This window comes from Bacillus sp. WC2507, from assembly GCF_052656125.1.
Genome location: NZ_JBQXPN010000001.1, coordinates 4,472,598 through 4,488,592, shown reverse-complemented (window position 1 = coordinate 4,488,592; position 15,995 = coordinate 4,472,598). Strand labels below are relative to the sequence as shown.

Below are 15,995 nucleotides of genomic sequence, written 5' to 3'. Positions count from 1 at the left end.
TACATGTCACTTCGATTTGTGATTGGTAGAGCGGGAAGTGGAAAAAGTACACTTTGTTTACACGAAGTGCAAGAAGAGTTAAAGCAGCGCCCAAGAGGGGAAACAATATTATACCTTGTGCCAGAACAGATGACATTCCAAACGCAGCAGGCCTTAATTGGAAGCGAGGATGTAAGAGGTTCTATTCGGGCACAAGTTTTTAGTTTTTCACGGTTAGCGTGGAAGGTGCTGCAAGAAGTTGGCGGAGCGAGTCGTCTTCACATTGATGAAGCGGGCGTACATATGTTGCTTCGTAAAATTGTAGAGTCTCGTAAAGATGGATTATCGGTGTTCCAAAAAGCAGCGGAGCAAAACGGTTTCTTTGAACATCTTGGTAGTATGATTGCGGAGTTTAAACGTTACAACGTGACGCCATCAAACGTATATGAAATGTGGCAACAATTAGATGCGCATAGTAGCAGTGCCGAGCAAAAGCTATTAGCGAATAAAGTGTATGATTTACAACTACTATATGATGATTTTGAACGTGCTTTAATCGGAAAATATTTAGATTCAGAAGACTACCTGCAATTACTAGTCGAAAAGCTTCCGCAGTCTGAATATGTAAATGGGGCTGAAATTTATATAGATGGATTTCATTCATTCTCACCGCAAGAGCTAGAAATTGTAAGACAGCTTATGATTTGTGGAGCGAGAGTTACGATCACGTTAACGATAGATGAAAAAACGTTAGCACAGCCAGTAAATGAACTAGATTTATTTTATGAAACGACGTTAACATATGAAAAAATAAAACAAGTAGCACGTGAAGAGAAGATAGAAATTGAAAAAACGATTCCACTTATGGAACAACCGCGTTTTCATTCTCCGGCATTAGCTCATTTAGAAGCTCATTATGAAGCGCGTCCGAATGAAAAGTTTCACGGTGAAGCAAGTGTAACGATTAGTACAGCCGCGAATTTACGAGCTGAAGTAGAAGGTGTTGCTCGGGAAATTCGTAAACTTGTCGGGGATGAACAGTATCGTTACCGAGATATTGCAGTCCTTCTTCGTAACGGAGAAAGTTATTACGATGTGATGCGAACGTTATTTACGGATTATAATATCCCGCATTTCATCGATGAAAAACGCCCGATGTCACATCATCCGTTAGTAGAATGTATTCGTTCTGCATTAGAAATTATTAGCGGGAACTGGCGCTACGACGCGGTGTTCCGCTGCGTGAAAACAGAGCTTTTATATCCATTAGATGTAAGAAAAGAAACGATGCGCGAAGAGATGGATGAGTTTGAAAACTACTGTTTAGCGTACGGTGTACAAGGGAAGAGATGGACTTCAGAGGACACGTGGATGTATCGCCGCTATCGTTCTCTTGACGATACGGACGGAATGGTTACAGACAGTGAACGTGAAATGGAAGAGAGAATAAATCGACTGCGCGACGTTGTAAGAACGCCTGTTATTCGTATGCAAAAAAGACTGAAGCGTGCGGGAACAGTTATGCAAATGTGTGAAGCTGTTTACTTATTTTTAGAGGAGCTTGACGTTCCGAAAAAACTAGAAGCATTACGTATTCGTGCAGAAGAGAGCGGAGATTTCTTATTTGCGACAGATCATGAGCAAGTATGGGAAGAAGTAATGAGTCTTCTTGATACGTTTGTAGAGATGCTTGGCGAAGAGAAAATGTCACTTTCTATGTTCACAGATGTTATGTCGACAGGTCTTGAAGCGCTTCAATTCGCTAACATTCCGCCGTCATTAGACCAGGTGTTAGTTGCCAATATTGATCACTCCAGGTTATCAAACGTGAAAGCAACATTCATTATAGGAGTAAATGAAGGCGTCATTCCAGCAGCACCTATGGATGAAGGTATGCTTTCTGATGAGGAAAGAGAAGTTCTTGGCGCGGCAGGAATTGAATTAGCGCCAACGACGAGACAAACTTTATTAGAAGAACAGTTCGTTATGTATCAAATGGTAACGAGAGCGACTGAGAAATTATATATTTCATGCCCGCTTGCAGATGAAGAAGGAAAGACATTACTAGCGTCTAGCTTTATTAAGAAAATAAAAAGAATGTTCCCGGATGTGAAAGATTCGTTTATTACAAATGACGTAAATGACTTATCACGTTCAGAACAAATTTCATACGTAGCAACACCAGAAGTAACGTTGTCTTACGTTATGCAGCAATTACAAACGTGGAAGCGATATGGATTTGAAGGGAATTTAGACTTTTGGTGGGATGTATATAATTTCTACGTAACTTCAGATGAATGGAAGCAAAAAAGTAGCCGCGTGCTATCAAGTTTATTCTACCGAAATCGTGCGCAGAAACTAAGCACAGTTGTAAGTAGAGATTTATACGGAGATACCATTAAGGGAAGCGTCTCTCGTATGGAATTATTTAATCGTTGTGCGTACGCTCATTTCGCGCAGCACGGTTTATCATTAAGAGAGCGTGATATTTTCAAATTGGATGCGCCAGATATCGGGGAGCTATTCCATGCAGCGCTGAAGAGAATTGCAGACAGGCTATTGCGTGAAAACCGTACTTGGGCAGATTTATCAATAAAAGAGTGTGAGCATCTTTCTGTTTTAGTAATAGAGGAGATTGCACCGTTATTACAAAGACAAATTTTATTAAGTTCAAATCGTCATTTCTACTTAAAACAAAAATTACAGCAAATCATTTTCCGTACATCAATCATTCTACGTGAGCACGCGAAGTCAAGCGGTTTCGTACCAGTTGATTTAGAAGTGCCGTTCGGTATGGGCGGTACAGGATCACTTCCGCCGATGGAATTCTCATTACCAAATGGTGTGAAGATGGAAGTTGTCGGCCGTATTGACCGTGTGGATAAGGCAGAAGATGAAAATGGGACATTCCTACGTATTATTGACTATAAATCAAGCTCAAAAGCGCTAGATTTAACGGAAGTGTATTACGGATTAGCACTGCAAATGTTAACGTATTTGGATGTTGTTACTTCGAATGCACATACGTGGATGAAAAAAGGCGGCACGGCATCACCGGCAGGTGTACTGTACTTCCATATTCATAACCCGATTGTTGAGATGAAAGGTGACGCATCGGAAGCAGAAATTGAGAAAGAAATTTTAAAGAAATTTAAAATGAAAGGTCTCGTACTAGGCGATGCTGATGTTGTTCGTTTAATGGATAACAAACTTTCAACAGGAAGCTCTGATATTATTTCTGCTGGTCTGAAAAAAGACGGTAGTTTTAGTGCGCGTTCGAGCATTGCAAGTGAACAAGAGTTTAATGTACTGCAAAAATACGTACACCATACGTTTGAAAATATCGGAAAAGACATTACAGAAGGTGTGATCGATATTGCTCCTTACAAAAAGGGAAATAAAGCGGCATGTACGTTCTGTAACTTCAAATCTGTTTGTCAGTTCGATGAATCACTTGAAGATAATCAATTCCGTACGTTAAAAGATATGAAAGATAGCGAAGCGATGGAGAAAATTAGAGAGGAGGTTGGCGGAGAATGATTGAAAATTGGCCTGAAAAACCAGAAGGTAGTCAGTGGACAGATGACCAGTGGAAAGCGGTTGTAGCGAACAGACGTGATATTTTAGTCGCAGCAGCAGCTGGATCGGGTAAAACAGCAGTATTAGTTGAACGTATTATTAAAAAGATTATAAATGAAGAAAACCCAGTCGATGTCGACCGCCTGCTCGTTGTAACGTTTACGAATGCAGCGGCGCAAGAGATGAAAAACCGAATTGGGGAAGCGTTAGAAAAAGTATTAATTGATGAACCAGGCTCTCAGCACGTAAGAAAGCAGCTTAGCTTATTAAATAAAGCTTCTATTTCGACAATCCATTCATTTTGTTTACAAGTAATTAGAGGATACTATTACATGCTTGATGTGGATCCTCGTTTCCGCATTGCGAATCAAACGGAAAATGAACTGTTAAAAGAAGAAGTATTAGATGACATATTAGAAGAAGAGTACGGAATTGAAGATAATAGTATTTTCTTTGAACTTGTTGATCGTTATACGAGTGACCGTAGTGATGATGACTTACAGCGTATGATTTTAGCGCTTCATACAGAATCAAGAGCGCACCCGAATCCGGAAAAATGGCTCGATAAATTAGTAGAAGCATACGACGTGGAAGGAAAGACAATTGAAGATTTAGTGTACGCTTCTTACTTATTAGAAGATGTGAAATTCCAGCTTGAAACAGCGGAACAGCATATTCGTAAAGCGACTGAACTTGCGATGCTTCCTGACGGTCCAGCGCCTCGCGTTGAAACGCTGCAAGCAGATATAGCTTTACTTGGAACGTTATCAGCAGCGGCTCGTGAATCATGGACAAGCGTGTATGAAGCGATGCAAAATGTATCGTGGCAAACGTTAAAACGTATTAAGAAAAGTGATTACAACGAAGATGTTGTAAAACAAGTAGACGCTCTTCGTAATAAAGCGAAAGATGAAGTGAAGAAATTACAAGAAGAGTTGTTTAGCCGCAGACCGGAAAGTTTCTTACGAGATTTTCAAGATATGCATCCTGTATTAGAAAAACTCGTACAGCTCGTAAAAGTATTTACAGAGCGTTTCCAATCGATGAAGCGTGATAAAGGAATGGTCGATTTCACAGATTTAGAGCATTTCTGTTTACAAATTTTAAGTGAACAAAGTGAAAACGGTGAAATGAAGCCGTCAGCAGTAGCGCTTCAATATCGTAATAAATTTGCTGAAGTACTAGTCGATGAATATCAAGATACGAACTTCGTACAAGAATCTATTATTAAATTCGTAACGAAAGATTCTGAGAGTGAAGGAAACTTGTTCATGGTTGGTGATGTGAAGCAGTCAATCTATCGTTTCCGACTAGCAGAACCAGGCCTATTCCTAGGAAAATATAAACGTTTCACACAAGAAGGATTAGACGGCGGAATGAAGATTGACTTAGCAAAAAACTTCCGTAGTCGTCATGAAGTGCTAGCAGGTACGAACTTTATATTCAAACAAATTATGGGTGAAGAAGTCGGGGAAATCGATTACGATGCTGACGCTGAATTAAAGCTAGGTGCTAGCTATCCAGAAGGTGAAGATGTAGCAGCTGAGCTACTATGTATTCAGCAAACAGAAGAAGAAGTGATAGACGGAGAAGAAGGTGCCGAGGTAGAAAAAGCACAGCTGGAAGCTCGTCTTATGGCGCAACGTATTAAAGCGATGGTCGATTCAGGTTATGAAGTGTATGACCGTAAAAATAATAGTATGCGTCCGGTGCAATACCGTGACTTCGTTATTTTACTTCGCTCCATGCCGTGGGCGCCGCAAATTATGGAAGAGTTAAAGCTGCAAGGAATTCCAGTATACGCTGATCTTGCGACTGGTTACTTTGAAGCGACAGAAGTAAATATTATGATGAACGTCTTCCGTGTGATTGATAATCCGATGCAAGATATTCCGCTTGCTGCAGTACTTCGTTCACCAATTGTTGGACTAAATGATGAAGAACTTGCAACGCTTCGTTCTCACGGGAAAAAAGGGTCATTTTATGAAGTAATGAGCTCATTCTTAAAAGGAGCACCGCTTGAAGAAGAGCAAGAACTACATGATAAATTAGAGTGGTTTTATAATTTACTGCAAGGATGGCGTGAATTCGCGCGTCAACAGTCACTTTCTGATTTAATTTGGAAAGTGTACGGTGAGACAGGATATTACGATTTCGTTGGTGGTTTACCTGCTGGAAAGCAAAGGCAAGCAAACTTACGCGTACTATATGATCGCGCAAGGCAATATGAAGCAACATCGTTTAGAGGATTATTCCGCTTCTTACGCTTTATTGAGCGTATTTTAGAACGCGGTGATGATATGGGTACGGCGAGAGCTTTAGGTGAACAAGAAGATGTCGTTCGCATTATGACGATTCATAAAAGTAAAGGACTAGAGTTCCCAGTCGTATTTGTAGCTGGACTTGGGCGTCGTTTTAATACACAAGACTTAATGAAACGTTTCTTACTTCATAAAGATTTCGGTTTCGGTTCACAGTTCATTGATCCTCGTAAACGAATTAAATATACGACATTATCACAATTAGCGATTAAGCGTAAAATGAAGATGGAATTAATTGCGGAAGAAATGCGTGTATTATATGTGGCGTTAACGCGTGCGAAAGAGAAGTTAATTTTAATTGGAACGGTTAAGGATGCAAATAAAGAAATGGAAAAATGGCTCGATGCGAGGGAGCATAGTGAGTGGTTATTACCAGACCATATACGTGCCGGAGCGTCTTGTTATTTAGACTGGATTGCACCTTCATTATATAGACATCGTGATAGTGAAATGCTTCTGGAATTAGGACAAGGAAGTATTCCAGGTGAAATTTATGGGTATGACACTAGCTGGAAAGTAGAAATTGTAGACGGTAACACGTTACTCGCACCAGAACCGGTTCAAGAAGAGAAACAAGAATTACTAGAAGCGCTTCGTGAGAAAAAAGCTGTTCCGTTACAAAGTGAACGGAAAGAAGAAGTGTACGACAGATTAATGTGGAAGTACGGATATGAGGAAGCAACATCATATCGTGCGAAACAGTCTGTTACAGAAATAAAGAGAAATTATCAATCTGAAGAAGGTAGCGATAACGCCTTTATTAAAAAACTACGTGCGCCAATTAAAACACGTCCTCGTTTTATGGAGAAAAAAGGATTAACGTACGCTGAAAGAGGTACGGCAGTACACGCTGTTATGCAGCATGTAGATTTGAAGAAGCCGATTACAGAAGAAGTGATTCGGGAGCAAATTAATGGCATGGTTAATAAAGAACTATTAACATTTGAACAAGCGGAAGAAATAGCAATCGAAAAAGTGATTTCATTCTTTGACAGTGATCTTGGTAAAAGGGTATTAGCGGCGAAAAGTGTTGAGCGTGAAGTACCATTTACGATGATGCTTGCAGCAGAAGAAGCATATCAAGATTGGCAAGGGAAGAGCGGAGAATCGATTCTTGTCCAAGGGGTTATCGACTGCATGATTGAAGAGGAAGATGGTATCACTTTAATCGACTTTAAAACAGATACGATTGAAGGGAAGTTCCCAGGCGGATTCGATCAAGCGAAACCGATTTTAGAAGATCGATATAAAGTGCAGCTTTCGTTATATGCAAAGGCGCTAGAGAAAAGCTTGCAACATCCTGTGAAAGAGAAATGCTTATACTTCTTTGATGGCAACCATGTTGTGAAAATTGAGGAATAGAGGAACTGGAAAATGGCAACGGAAAAAACGTTAAGAACGTGTGAAAAAGGACATGAATACTATAAAAGTAGCGATTGTCCAACTTGCCCAGCTTGTGAGAAAGAAAAGAAACCAAAAACAGGATTTCTTTCACTTCTTTCATCACCGGCACGAAATGCGTTACAACATCATGGAATTCACACTATAGAAGAACTCTCAAAATATAGTGAAAAGGAAATTTTAAAACTACATGGTATGGGCCCGGCATCTTTACCAAAGCTTAGAAAGGCTTTGGAGGAGAACGGGTTATCATTTAAATAAAATGAAATTATAATTTGCATGGGAATAAGAAAAAAGTAGGAGAGCATCTCCTACTTTTTTTACGCTGTTCCAATTTGATCTTGATCTGCCACATCAGAATCAAACGTATTTGTTGCACTAACGCCGCTAAACGTATTCACGACAAATCCAACATTGGAAGCACCAGATCCGTTATAAGCTTTCGTATTTTCTTTCGGAGATACGTTATAAAAATCTCCTAAATTGAAAGAGCCATTACTGTTTTGAACGACAAGATTTCCAACAACAGAGGGCATACCATCCACCTACTTTTCTAAGCTTTTTAATTACTATATGAACTATTGAGCGGAAGGTTCATCCGAAATATATTGGCGGATTTGCATAATACGAGAGTTATTAAAAACATAATCAACATTTCCAATTTGAAAGCAACCAGAATTTAAAAGGGTTCGTAATTCAACATTGTTTACTTCAATAAAAGGGTATTCATTTACAATATTTAATTTTACATCTGTCGTTCGCTTTGGGATTGTGATGTGTTCGTCTGTAAAGATTTCAAACGCATCTAAGCGACCTTCTCCCTTTATATAACAAGGAATTTCCCTGTGTACGGCAAGAGCTCTACTTTTTAATTCCATTTGATTTGCATCTCCAACTTGAAATACACCAGTAATCCCTAAAGAAATAATAGAAACATTTTGGACAACAGACACATGATGTAACATAATTTCTCAGTCTCCTTAACCTGGAGTAGGAGGGACATCTGTGACTAGTGGTACAAATGGACCCTCTGTAACAGTTTCAAATGGTGTATCAAGAATAGAAGATAGTATGAGGAGATTCGCATCTCCAATTAAAAAGAGTGCGGACGACGATACACCGTTCATTTTAATCTGTCCGACTTTTAATTCACGATTTACAACGTTAACATTCATACATACTTACTCCTTTCGGAAATTGCCCGGTATGTGTTGAATAAAAGATAGGAAAGCTTTGTCGATATCATGTTTCATTGCTTGAATAATGATATCTCGTAAATAATCTGGATCTGTTGAAATCCCTTCATATGATTGCGCTTGTGATAAATAATAAGGAAGTCTATGCTCCATTTGTTTTTTTATGTCATCCACCATCATTTGTCGATACATTTCATCGAGCGGCGTTCTCTCTTCTTGTTCAAAATGGAGAATTCGATTATATGCTTCTTCATCTAAGTAACGATGCATTTCTTGAAGGATGCCTTGGTAAAAATCTGGGTTTGTATCTGTTTCAGGATTTACCTTTAATGTTTCTGTATCCACTTGAAAATCCTCAATTGGCTGTCCTTTTGCTGAAAACGGATTTAAACCAATATTTAAAGTACCATTTAAATTTTCTACTTTTAACTGATCGAATTTGTATTCCACTTTTCCTACAGAAGAGGAGGGGCGATTTTTTAATTCGGTAAGCTCTTCTTGTAATTGGCGCACTTGATCTTCTAGGTGAAGAATGTTTGCTTGTTGTGCTTGAAGAGCTTGTTGAAGTTGGTGTAAGTAAGTATATATATCTTGGTTCATTTTGTGAAACCTCCTTTTCAATAGGGAGGGTAAAAATATTCCTGCTATATATTTATGACAAGGATGTCTTAAGAAGAACTAGTTGATGGTTTGATAGAAATAATTTGTCCCTTCCCCTGTAATGGGCGAAGAGGCTGTGTAAATCCGCCGGAATTTGAAAATTTAGATAGAGCTTTAATACTTCCGGCAGTGCCAATTTGGAATACAGAAGAGGTTGTAATGCTATCAATCCTAATACTGTTGATGATGATACTTTGGTTTACATAAAAATTCAATGCAATCGCCTCCTCTAAGTTGAACCAATTATCGCTTGATCAATTACATCTGAATCATTGACAGTCGTTGTACTTTGATAATTGTAGACAGAAACGTTATCTCCAACATTAAAGGAGCCTGCCCCAGCGAAAGCGCGTGAATAACTAATAGGTCTAATCGCAAATACATCTCCAATATGAAAAATACCACTTGATCCAATATTAACGATACGAATATGTCCGACCATAGCTGGCATAAAAAACACCTTTCGTTTTTAAAATTTTCTTTTCTACTATTGTATGGGCGTTTTCAATAAAATGTGTGTGTTTTTGAAATAAAAGAAACACACACGTTATTGTGTGTGTGTATCGAGTGTTTGATTGGGGTGAAAATCCGTATGTACATGCCAAATTGCATTTAAGAGCCTGTCCAGTTCTTGGCTACAATCCACTGTTTTTTGAGAAGTCATTCCGTAGCGTTCAGCAAAATAAATCATTTTTTCACGTTTTTTTTCAATCGCTTGCTCAAACATTGAAATCGGCTCCATCTCTAAATGAAATTTTTAGTATATATGTAGTACATATTATACAAAAATCCCATAAAAAAGAAATACCTTCGCTAAAAAAAGTAAAATTTCTACATTTTATGCCAAATGATAAAGGGGTAACGAATAGGATATGAGAAGAATATTGTAAAAATTAGCGTGCATGAGAAGGTTTTTTTCTTACGGATGCGAATACAATTAAAGGGTATGAGTTTTAGGATGGAGAGTGGAAATATTGCGTTTGGTAACAGCGAAAAAAGATGAAAAGGTATTTGTAGGTATTGTGGATGAAGAGGAAGAAAAGGTATTGCACTTAAGAGAAGCGCAAAGGCAAAAGGGAGAAAAGGTTACAATCCCCATTACAATGTTAGAGTGTATTGAAAGAGGGACTGAATGTTTTGAGAAAGTACGTGAAATTGTAAATTGGGCAAAAGAGCATGGGGAAACGGCGTATTATCCGTTAACTGAGGTGAAAATATTAGCACCGATTCCAAGGCCAAGAAAGAATATTTTGTGCGTTGGAAAAAACTATCGTGAGCATGCGATAGAAATGGGCGGAGTAGAGTCCATTCCAGAAAATATAATGATCTTTACGAAAGCGCCAACGACAGTTATTGGAATGAATGAAAAAATTAATAGTCATCCCCACGCAACGAATGAACTAGACTATGAAGGAGAACTAGCTATCATCATTGGTAAGCGAGGGAAACAAATAAAAAAAGAAAAAGCGCTAGAGCATGTTTTTGGTTATACCATTATAAATGATATAACTGCTCGCGACATTCAACGGAAGCATAAACAATTTTTCCTTGGAAAAAGTTTTGATACATTTTGTCCGATGGGACCGTATTTAATTCATAAATCAATGGTTGAAACGCCAAATGCGTTACACATTGAAACGGTAGTAAATGGGGAAGTAAGGCAAACTTCAAATACAAATAAAATGATTTTTTCAATAGAAGAAATTATTTCAACGATAAGTAAAGGAATGACATTAGAACCAGGAGATATTATCGCAACAGGAACGCCATCTGGTGTCGGAAAAGGTTTCACACCACCGAAGTTTTTACATGCTGGTGATGAGGTGATCATTACAGTAAAAGGAATTGGTACTTTGCGAAATGTAGTGAAATGAAAAAAGAGCTATCTTGTGAAAAGATAGCCCTTTTCTATGGTCTTGGGTTATAGAGGTAATCGATAACGGAAAAAGTGTAAAGACCAATAAATGCAAGTGTACAAATACCAAATAGTATAACCGTAAGTGCGCTTTTTTCTCGTCCAAAACCAATGATAGTCAGAATAACAGCAGTCCAAAATGATGCTTTCAGTAGTGTGAATGTAGTAGAAGATGAGTAGTGACTAAGTAATGTTACGGAAACGAGGAAGCCAAAGAATGTAACTAAAATAAAAGATGTGGCTAAATAGTTAATATGTTTACCATACCTTAATAACATATCGCACCTGCTTTCTAAAAAAAAATACAGAAAATTACAATTTTATTTTAGTATAAATCAATATAAAAAGAAAGAGGTTGTCCCAACATGTAGGACAACCTCTCTATTATTACGATAATACTGCTTTAATTTTTTGGAACGCCCACTCTAAATCTTCTTCAGAGATTACTAGAGGTGGTGCGATACGAATTACATTTTCGTGTGTTTCTTTACATAATAGCCCAGCTGCTTTTAGTTGTTCACAGTAAGGACGAGCTGGCTCGTTTAATTCGATACCGATGAATAAGCCTTTACCGCGAACATCAGTAATCATTGGGTTATCAATTTCTTTTAATTGCCCAACTAACTTTTCACCTAATTGAAGAGAACGCTCTGTTAATTTTTCTTCTTCTAACACTTCAAGAGCTGCGATAGAAACAGCACATGCAAGTGGGTTACCACCGAATGTAGAACCGTGAGAACCTGGCTCGAATACGCCTAAAATGTCGCGGTTTGCTGCTACGCAAGAGATTGGGAATACGCCGCCACCAAGGGCTTTACCAAGTATGTACATGTCAGGAGTTACATTGTCCCAGTCGCAAGCAAATACTTTACCAGTACGGCCTAAGCCTGTTTGGATTTCATCTGCTACGAATAAAACGTTTTCTTTTTTACATACTTCAAGAGCTTCTTTTAAGAAACCAGCTGGTGGAATGTTAATTCCTGCCTCACCTTGAATTGGCTCTAAAATGAATGCAGCTGTATTTGGTGTAATTGCAGCTTTTAACGCTTCTAAATCACCGTAAGGAATTACGATAATACCAGGAAGCATTGGACCGAATCCACGCTTGTACTCTTCGTTTGATGACATAGAAACAGCACCCATTGTACGGCCGTGGAAGTTATCTTCACAAACGATGATTTCAGCACGATTTGCTTCTACTTTTTTCACATCATAAGCCCAGCGGCGAGCTGTTTTAATTGCAGTTTCAACAGCTTCTGCACCTGTATTCATTGGAAGTACCATTTCTTTATTAGTTAGTTTCGCAACTTTTTCGTACCAAGGACCTAATTGATCGCTATGGAAAGCACGAGAAGTTAACGTAACACGATTAGCTTGGTCAATTAAAGCGTTAATAATTTTTGGGTGACGATGACCTTGGTTTACTGCAGAATATGCACTTAATAAGTCCATATAGCGGTTTCCTTCAGGATCTTCTACCCAAACGCCTTCTGCTTTAGAAATAACGATTGGAAGTGGGTGATAGTTATTTGCTCCGTATGTGTCTGTAAGTTCGATAATATCCTTAGTTTGAATCATGATTGTTCCCCCTTTTGTTATTACAAGAAGTTTGTAAATACTCTAAATATTATATCATTTAAATGTAAAAAAGCGAAACATTTCCTGAAAATAAATGAACATGTTATCATATAGAGTGAAAAAGTGTGAAAAGAGGAGGTAAAGGATACGATGGTACATATGCATATTACAGCATGGGCGTTAGGTTTAATTTTATTCTTCGTTGCGTATTCGCTTTATTCAGCAGGAAGAAAAGGTAAAGGTGTACATATGGGGCTTCGCCTAATGTATATCATCATTATTGTGACAGGCTTCATGTTGTACATGAGTATTGTGAAAACAGCAACAGGTAGCATGCACATGTGGTACGGCTTAAAAATGTTAGCTGGTATTTTAGTTATCGGTGGAATGGAAATGGTTCTTGTAAAAATGAGCAAGAACAAAGCAACAGGGGCAGTTTGGGGACTATTTATTGTTGCGTTAGTAGCAGTATTTTACCTTGGACTGAAATTACCGATTGGCTGGCAAGTATTTTGATTAAAAATAAAACCACCTTATAATCTCAAATATTTGGGAGATAAGGTGGTTTTTTTACTTTATGTCGCATCGATATGCAACTCTTCTCCGTTTACTTTCGTAAAACGAAACATGTTTTTATTTGACGTAGGGTGACGAACGAAATGGTGTTGCAGTGTACAAATCATCTCTTCGTTATCGAACAAAAGAATATTTACTCCTTCGCACGTTTCCTCTTTCGGTAAGAAAGATAAATAATTATGACAATACATGCAATCATATAAAGAGTAATGAAGGGATTGCAATGATTCCGTTAATAATGTAAAGACAGAGTCAGGTAATTCCTCAAGCCATTCCGTATAGCTAAGAAGTAATTTTTTTCGAATTCGTATCATTTCCCCATTTTGCAAATGGTGCTGTTCGTTGGCGATTTGTAATACATCTTGTTCATAGAAACGAGCTGGTAGCCAGTTGTTGTTATATAAAATCTCAAAGCCATCTTCGGCAATATCTTCTAATAAAAATGCTTCATCATTTTCATCGTCAAAGAATACCCATTCATTGTTTATATATTCTACATTACCGACTGTATGAGCGCGTGGCTGGTTATATAAAATATGGTTACGTTGTATCATACACGATTTCTCCTTTATGAAAAGTAGTTATTTCTGTTATAGACAGTTCGGGCGTACTTTATAACTAGACACACCTAGACATAGGTGGGCATACAATAAAACACGTTTTACTGAGTGAAAATGCTATTCCGTATGTGGATAGTACGTTATCGTCAAGTTTGTCATTTTTTTGATCCGCATCTCTAAGGTGGGGATTACTGCTCGTTTAGGAAAAGAAATAAGATGGAAGGATGATTTATATGTGCGGGATTACAGGATGGGTGGATTATAAACGCTCATTAGAAGGAGAACGGGACGTCGTTACGAAGATGGCTGAGACGTTAGCGAAGCGTGGCCCAGATGATAATAAAGTTTGGATTAAAGGCAATGTCGCATTTGGGCATAAACGGTTAATCGTTGTTGATCCTGAGGGTGGTAAACAACCGATGACTTGTTTAAAGGACGAAGCGAATTATGCAATTTGTTATAACGGGGAACTGTATAACACAGAAGATATTCGAAAGGAACTATTAAGAAGAGGATATACGTTCAAAGGTCATTCTGATACGGAAGTACTATTAGCGTCGTATATTGAGTGGAAAGAAGAATGTGTCGATCATTTAAACGGTATATATGCGTTTGCCGTATGGGATGAACAGAAAGAACAAGTATTTATTGCAAGAGATCGATTAGGTGTAAAACCGCTATTTTATAAATATGATAGTGGACGATTGCTATTTGGTTCAGAGTTAAAAGCGATACTGGCTCATCCAGATGTGAAGGCGGAAGTAACGTTAGAAGGGTTATCCGAAATATTCGGCCTTGGACCATCTAGAACGCCTGGTCACGGCATTTATGCTGGTATAAAAGAATTACGTCCAGGTCATGCGATGACATTTTCAAAGAACGGTTTATGTATATGGAGATATTGGAATGTGGAAAGTAAAAAACATGAAGACTCCTTTGAAGAAACAGTAGAGAGAACACGCTTTTTATTACAAGATGCGATTACAAGGCAGCTCGTTTCTGATGTACCACTATGTACTTTTCTATCAGGTGGTGTAGATTCGAGCGCGATTACAGCGATTGCTGCGAAAGAATATGCAAGGTCAGGAAAAGGGCAATTACACACATATTCTGTTGATTACGAAGATAATGATAAATACTTTAAAGCGAATGCGTTCCAGCCGAATTCAGATGCACCATTTATTCATTTGATGACGGAGACGTTTCAAACAATCCATCATCGCTGCGTCATTTCAAATGAACAATTAGCACAGTATTTAACAGAAGCAGTAATCGTTCGTGATTTGCCTGGTATGGCAGATATCGATTCGTCATTATTATGGTTTTGTCGCGAAATTAAACAAGATTTTGTCGTCGGTTTATCTGGGGAATGTGCAGACGAAATATTTGGTGGTTATCCGTGGTTTTATAGAGAAGATGATTTGCAATCGAGTGCATTTCCGTGGATGCGCTCTACAGAAGCGCGTGAACAACTGCTAAAGAAAGAATGGAGAAGTAAATTAAATTTACAACAATATGTACAACAGCGTTATGAAGAATCTATTCAAGAAGTTCCTATTTTAGAGGGAGAAAGCCCGCTAGAAGCAAAAAGAAGACAATTATTTTATTTAAACATGGTATGGTTTATGACAACATTATTAGACAGAAAAGACCGTATGAGTATGGGCGCAAGCTTAGAAGTACGCGTTCCATTTGCGGATCACCGACTTGTCGAATATGCGTGGAATATTCCTTGGGAAATGAAAATGTATAAAAACCGCGAAAAAGGTCTATTGCGTAAAGCGTTAGAAGGATTACTTCCAAATGACATCTTATATAGAAAGAAGAGCCCCTATCCGAAAACGCATAATCCGCACTATACAAAAGCAGTAACAGTATGGCTACAAGATTTATTAACGGATAAAGGCTCAATTTTACACGAACTATTTGATAAAGAACAGCTTAGCGGATTAATTGAGTCAGGCGGCAGTGCATTTCAAACGCCTTGGTTTGGTCAATTGATGAGCGGGCCACAACTTTTAGCTCATTTAGCACAAATTCACGTTTGGTTTAAAGAATACGGGGTAAATATTAAAGAATAGAAGAAAAGCGGCTTACATAAAAGTAAGTCGCTTTTTTATTAAATAAATTGTCAAATAAAATTTAAAATCATATTAGAAATAATACTTATTTATAATAATTATTTTGACGTACTTATTATTAGTTGTTATAATTGGAAACAAATGTTCTT

At 38.1% G+C, this 15,995-nt stretch carries 16 protein-coding genes; 6 read left to right on the top strand and 10 right to left on the bottom strand.

Annotation, left to right across the window (positions count from 1 at the left end):
• The first annotated feature begins 3 nt into the window (after positions 1-3).
• The 3 genes from addB to ACUN28_RS23655 are packed head-to-tail and all read left to right on the top strand — an operon-like array spanning position 4 to position 7,541.
• Entirely contained in the window at positions 4-3,519 is a 3,516-nt protein-coding gene (gene addB, locus ACUN28_RS23665) for a helicase-exonuclease AddAB subunit AddB (RefSeq protein WP_016088928.1), read from the top strand.
• A complete protein-coding gene (gene addA, locus ACUN28_RS23660) occupies positions 3,516-7,241 on the top strand; it encodes a helicase-exonuclease AddAB subunit AddA (RefSeq protein ID WP_016088927.1) in 3,726 nt (1,241 codons plus the stop codon). Before addB ends, addA begins: the two co-directional genes overlap by 4 nt.
• Before the next feature lie 12 nt (positions 7,242-7,253).
• Entirely contained in the window at positions 7,254-7,541 is a 288-nt protein-coding gene (locus ACUN28_RS23655; protein ID WP_016088926.1) for an RNA polymerase alpha subunit C-terminal domain-containing protein, read from the top strand.
• 59 nt (positions 7,542-7,600) lie between these two features.
• Here the strand turns inward: ACUN28_RS23655 and gerPF are convergent, their stop codons facing one another.
• The 7 genes from gerPF to ACUN28_RS23620 all read right to left on the bottom strand — a co-directional run bounded on the left by gerPF (position 7,601) and on the right by ACUN28_RS23620 (position 9,863).
• The gene (gene gerPF / locus ACUN28_RS23650; RefSeq protein ID WP_001141570.1) at positions 7,601-7,816 is read right to left on the bottom strand and encodes a spore germination protein GerPF; all 216 of its coding nucleotides are present in this window, start codon (positions 7,814-7,816) and stop codon (positions 7,601-7,603) included.
• 42 nt (positions 7,817-7,858) lie between these two features.
• Complete coding sequence (locus ACUN28_RS23645; protein WP_016088925.1) at positions 7,859-8,245, bottom strand: spore germination protein GerPE; 387 nt, start codon at positions 8,243-8,245, stop codon at positions 7,859-7,861.
• 15 nt (positions 8,246-8,260) lie between these two features.
• A complete protein-coding gene (gene gerPD / locus ACUN28_RS23640) occupies positions 8,261-8,455 on the bottom strand; it encodes a spore germination protein GerPD (RefSeq protein WP_001102342.1) in 195 nt (64 codons plus the stop codon).
• Positions 8,456-8,461: 6 nt separating this feature from the next.
• Positions 8,462-9,076: a spore germination protein GerPC gene (gene gerPC / locus ACUN28_RS23635; protein WP_016088924.1), complete on the bottom strand. Its 615-nt coding sequence runs from the start codon at positions 9,074-9,076 to the stop codon at positions 8,462-8,464.
• A 68-nt stretch (positions 9,077-9,144) separates the two neighbouring features.
• Positions 9,145-9,351: a spore germination protein GerPB gene (gene gerPB, locus ACUN28_RS23630; RefSeq protein ID WP_016088923.1), complete on the bottom strand. Its 207-nt coding sequence runs from the start codon at positions 9,349-9,351 to the stop codon at positions 9,145-9,147.
• A 14-nt stretch (positions 9,352-9,365) separates the two neighbouring features.
• Entirely contained in the window at positions 9,366-9,587 is a 222-nt protein-coding gene (gene gerPA / locus ACUN28_RS23625; protein WP_016088922.1) for a spore germination protein GerPA, read from the bottom strand.
• A gap of 96 nt (positions 9,588-9,683) precedes the next feature.
• Positions 9,684-9,863 (bottom strand): aspartyl-phosphate phosphatase Spo0E family protein, encoded by a 180-nt coding sequence (locus ACUN28_RS23620; protein ID WP_000462840.1) that lies wholly within the window; start codon positions 9,861-9,863, stop codon positions 9,684-9,686.
• 247 nt (positions 9,864-10,110) lie between these two features.
• Here ACUN28_RS23620 and ACUN28_RS23615 point away from each other — a divergent pair, with 247 nt between their 5' ends.
• Positions 10,111-11,010, top strand: coding sequence for a fumarylacetoacetate hydrolase family protein (locus tag ACUN28_RS23615; protein WP_016088921.1), 900 nt, complete (start codon positions 10,111-10,113; stop codon positions 11,008-11,010).
• 34 nt (positions 11,011-11,044) lie between these two features.
• Here the strand turns inward: ACUN28_RS23615 and ACUN28_RS23610 are convergent, their stop codons facing one another.
• The gene (locus ACUN28_RS23610) at positions 11,045-11,329 is read right to left on the bottom strand and encodes a hypothetical protein (RefSeq protein WP_016088920.1); all 285 of its coding nucleotides are present in this window, start codon (positions 11,327-11,329) and stop codon (positions 11,045-11,047) included.
• A 109-nt stretch (positions 11,330-11,438) separates the two neighbouring features.
• On the bottom strand, positions 11,439-12,629 hold the full coding sequence (gene rocD, locus ACUN28_RS23605; RefSeq protein WP_016088919.1) for an ornithine aminotransferase: 1,191 nt from the start codon (positions 12,627-12,629) through the stop codon (positions 11,439-11,441).
• 150 nt (positions 12,630-12,779) lie between these two features.
• Between rocD and ACUN28_RS23600 the strand changes: the two genes are divergently transcribed.
• Positions 12,780-13,145 carry a YisL family protein gene (locus ACUN28_RS23600; protein ID WP_016088918.1) on the top strand — a complete coding sequence of 122 codons (366 nt, stop codon included), beginning with the start codon at positions 12,780-12,782 and terminating at the stop codon, positions 13,143-13,145.
• 59 nt (positions 13,146-13,204) lie between these two features.
• On the opposite strand, the gene ACUN28_RS23595 is transcribed toward ACUN28_RS23600, so the two are convergent.
• Positions 13,205-13,759 (bottom strand): DUF2777 domain-containing protein, encoded by a 555-nt coding sequence (locus tag ACUN28_RS23595; protein WP_016088917.1) that lies wholly within the window; start codon positions 13,757-13,759, stop codon positions 13,205-13,207.
• A 239-nt stretch (positions 13,760-13,998) separates the two neighbouring features.
• Here ACUN28_RS23595 and asnB point away from each other — a divergent pair, with 239 nt between their 5' ends.
• On the top strand, positions 13,999-15,846 hold the full coding sequence (gene asnB, locus ACUN28_RS23590) for an asparagine synthase (glutamine-hydrolyzing) (RefSeq protein WP_016088916.1): 1,848 nt from the start codon (positions 13,999-14,001) through the stop codon (positions 15,844-15,846).
• Positions 15,847-15,995: the final 149 nt, after the last annotated feature.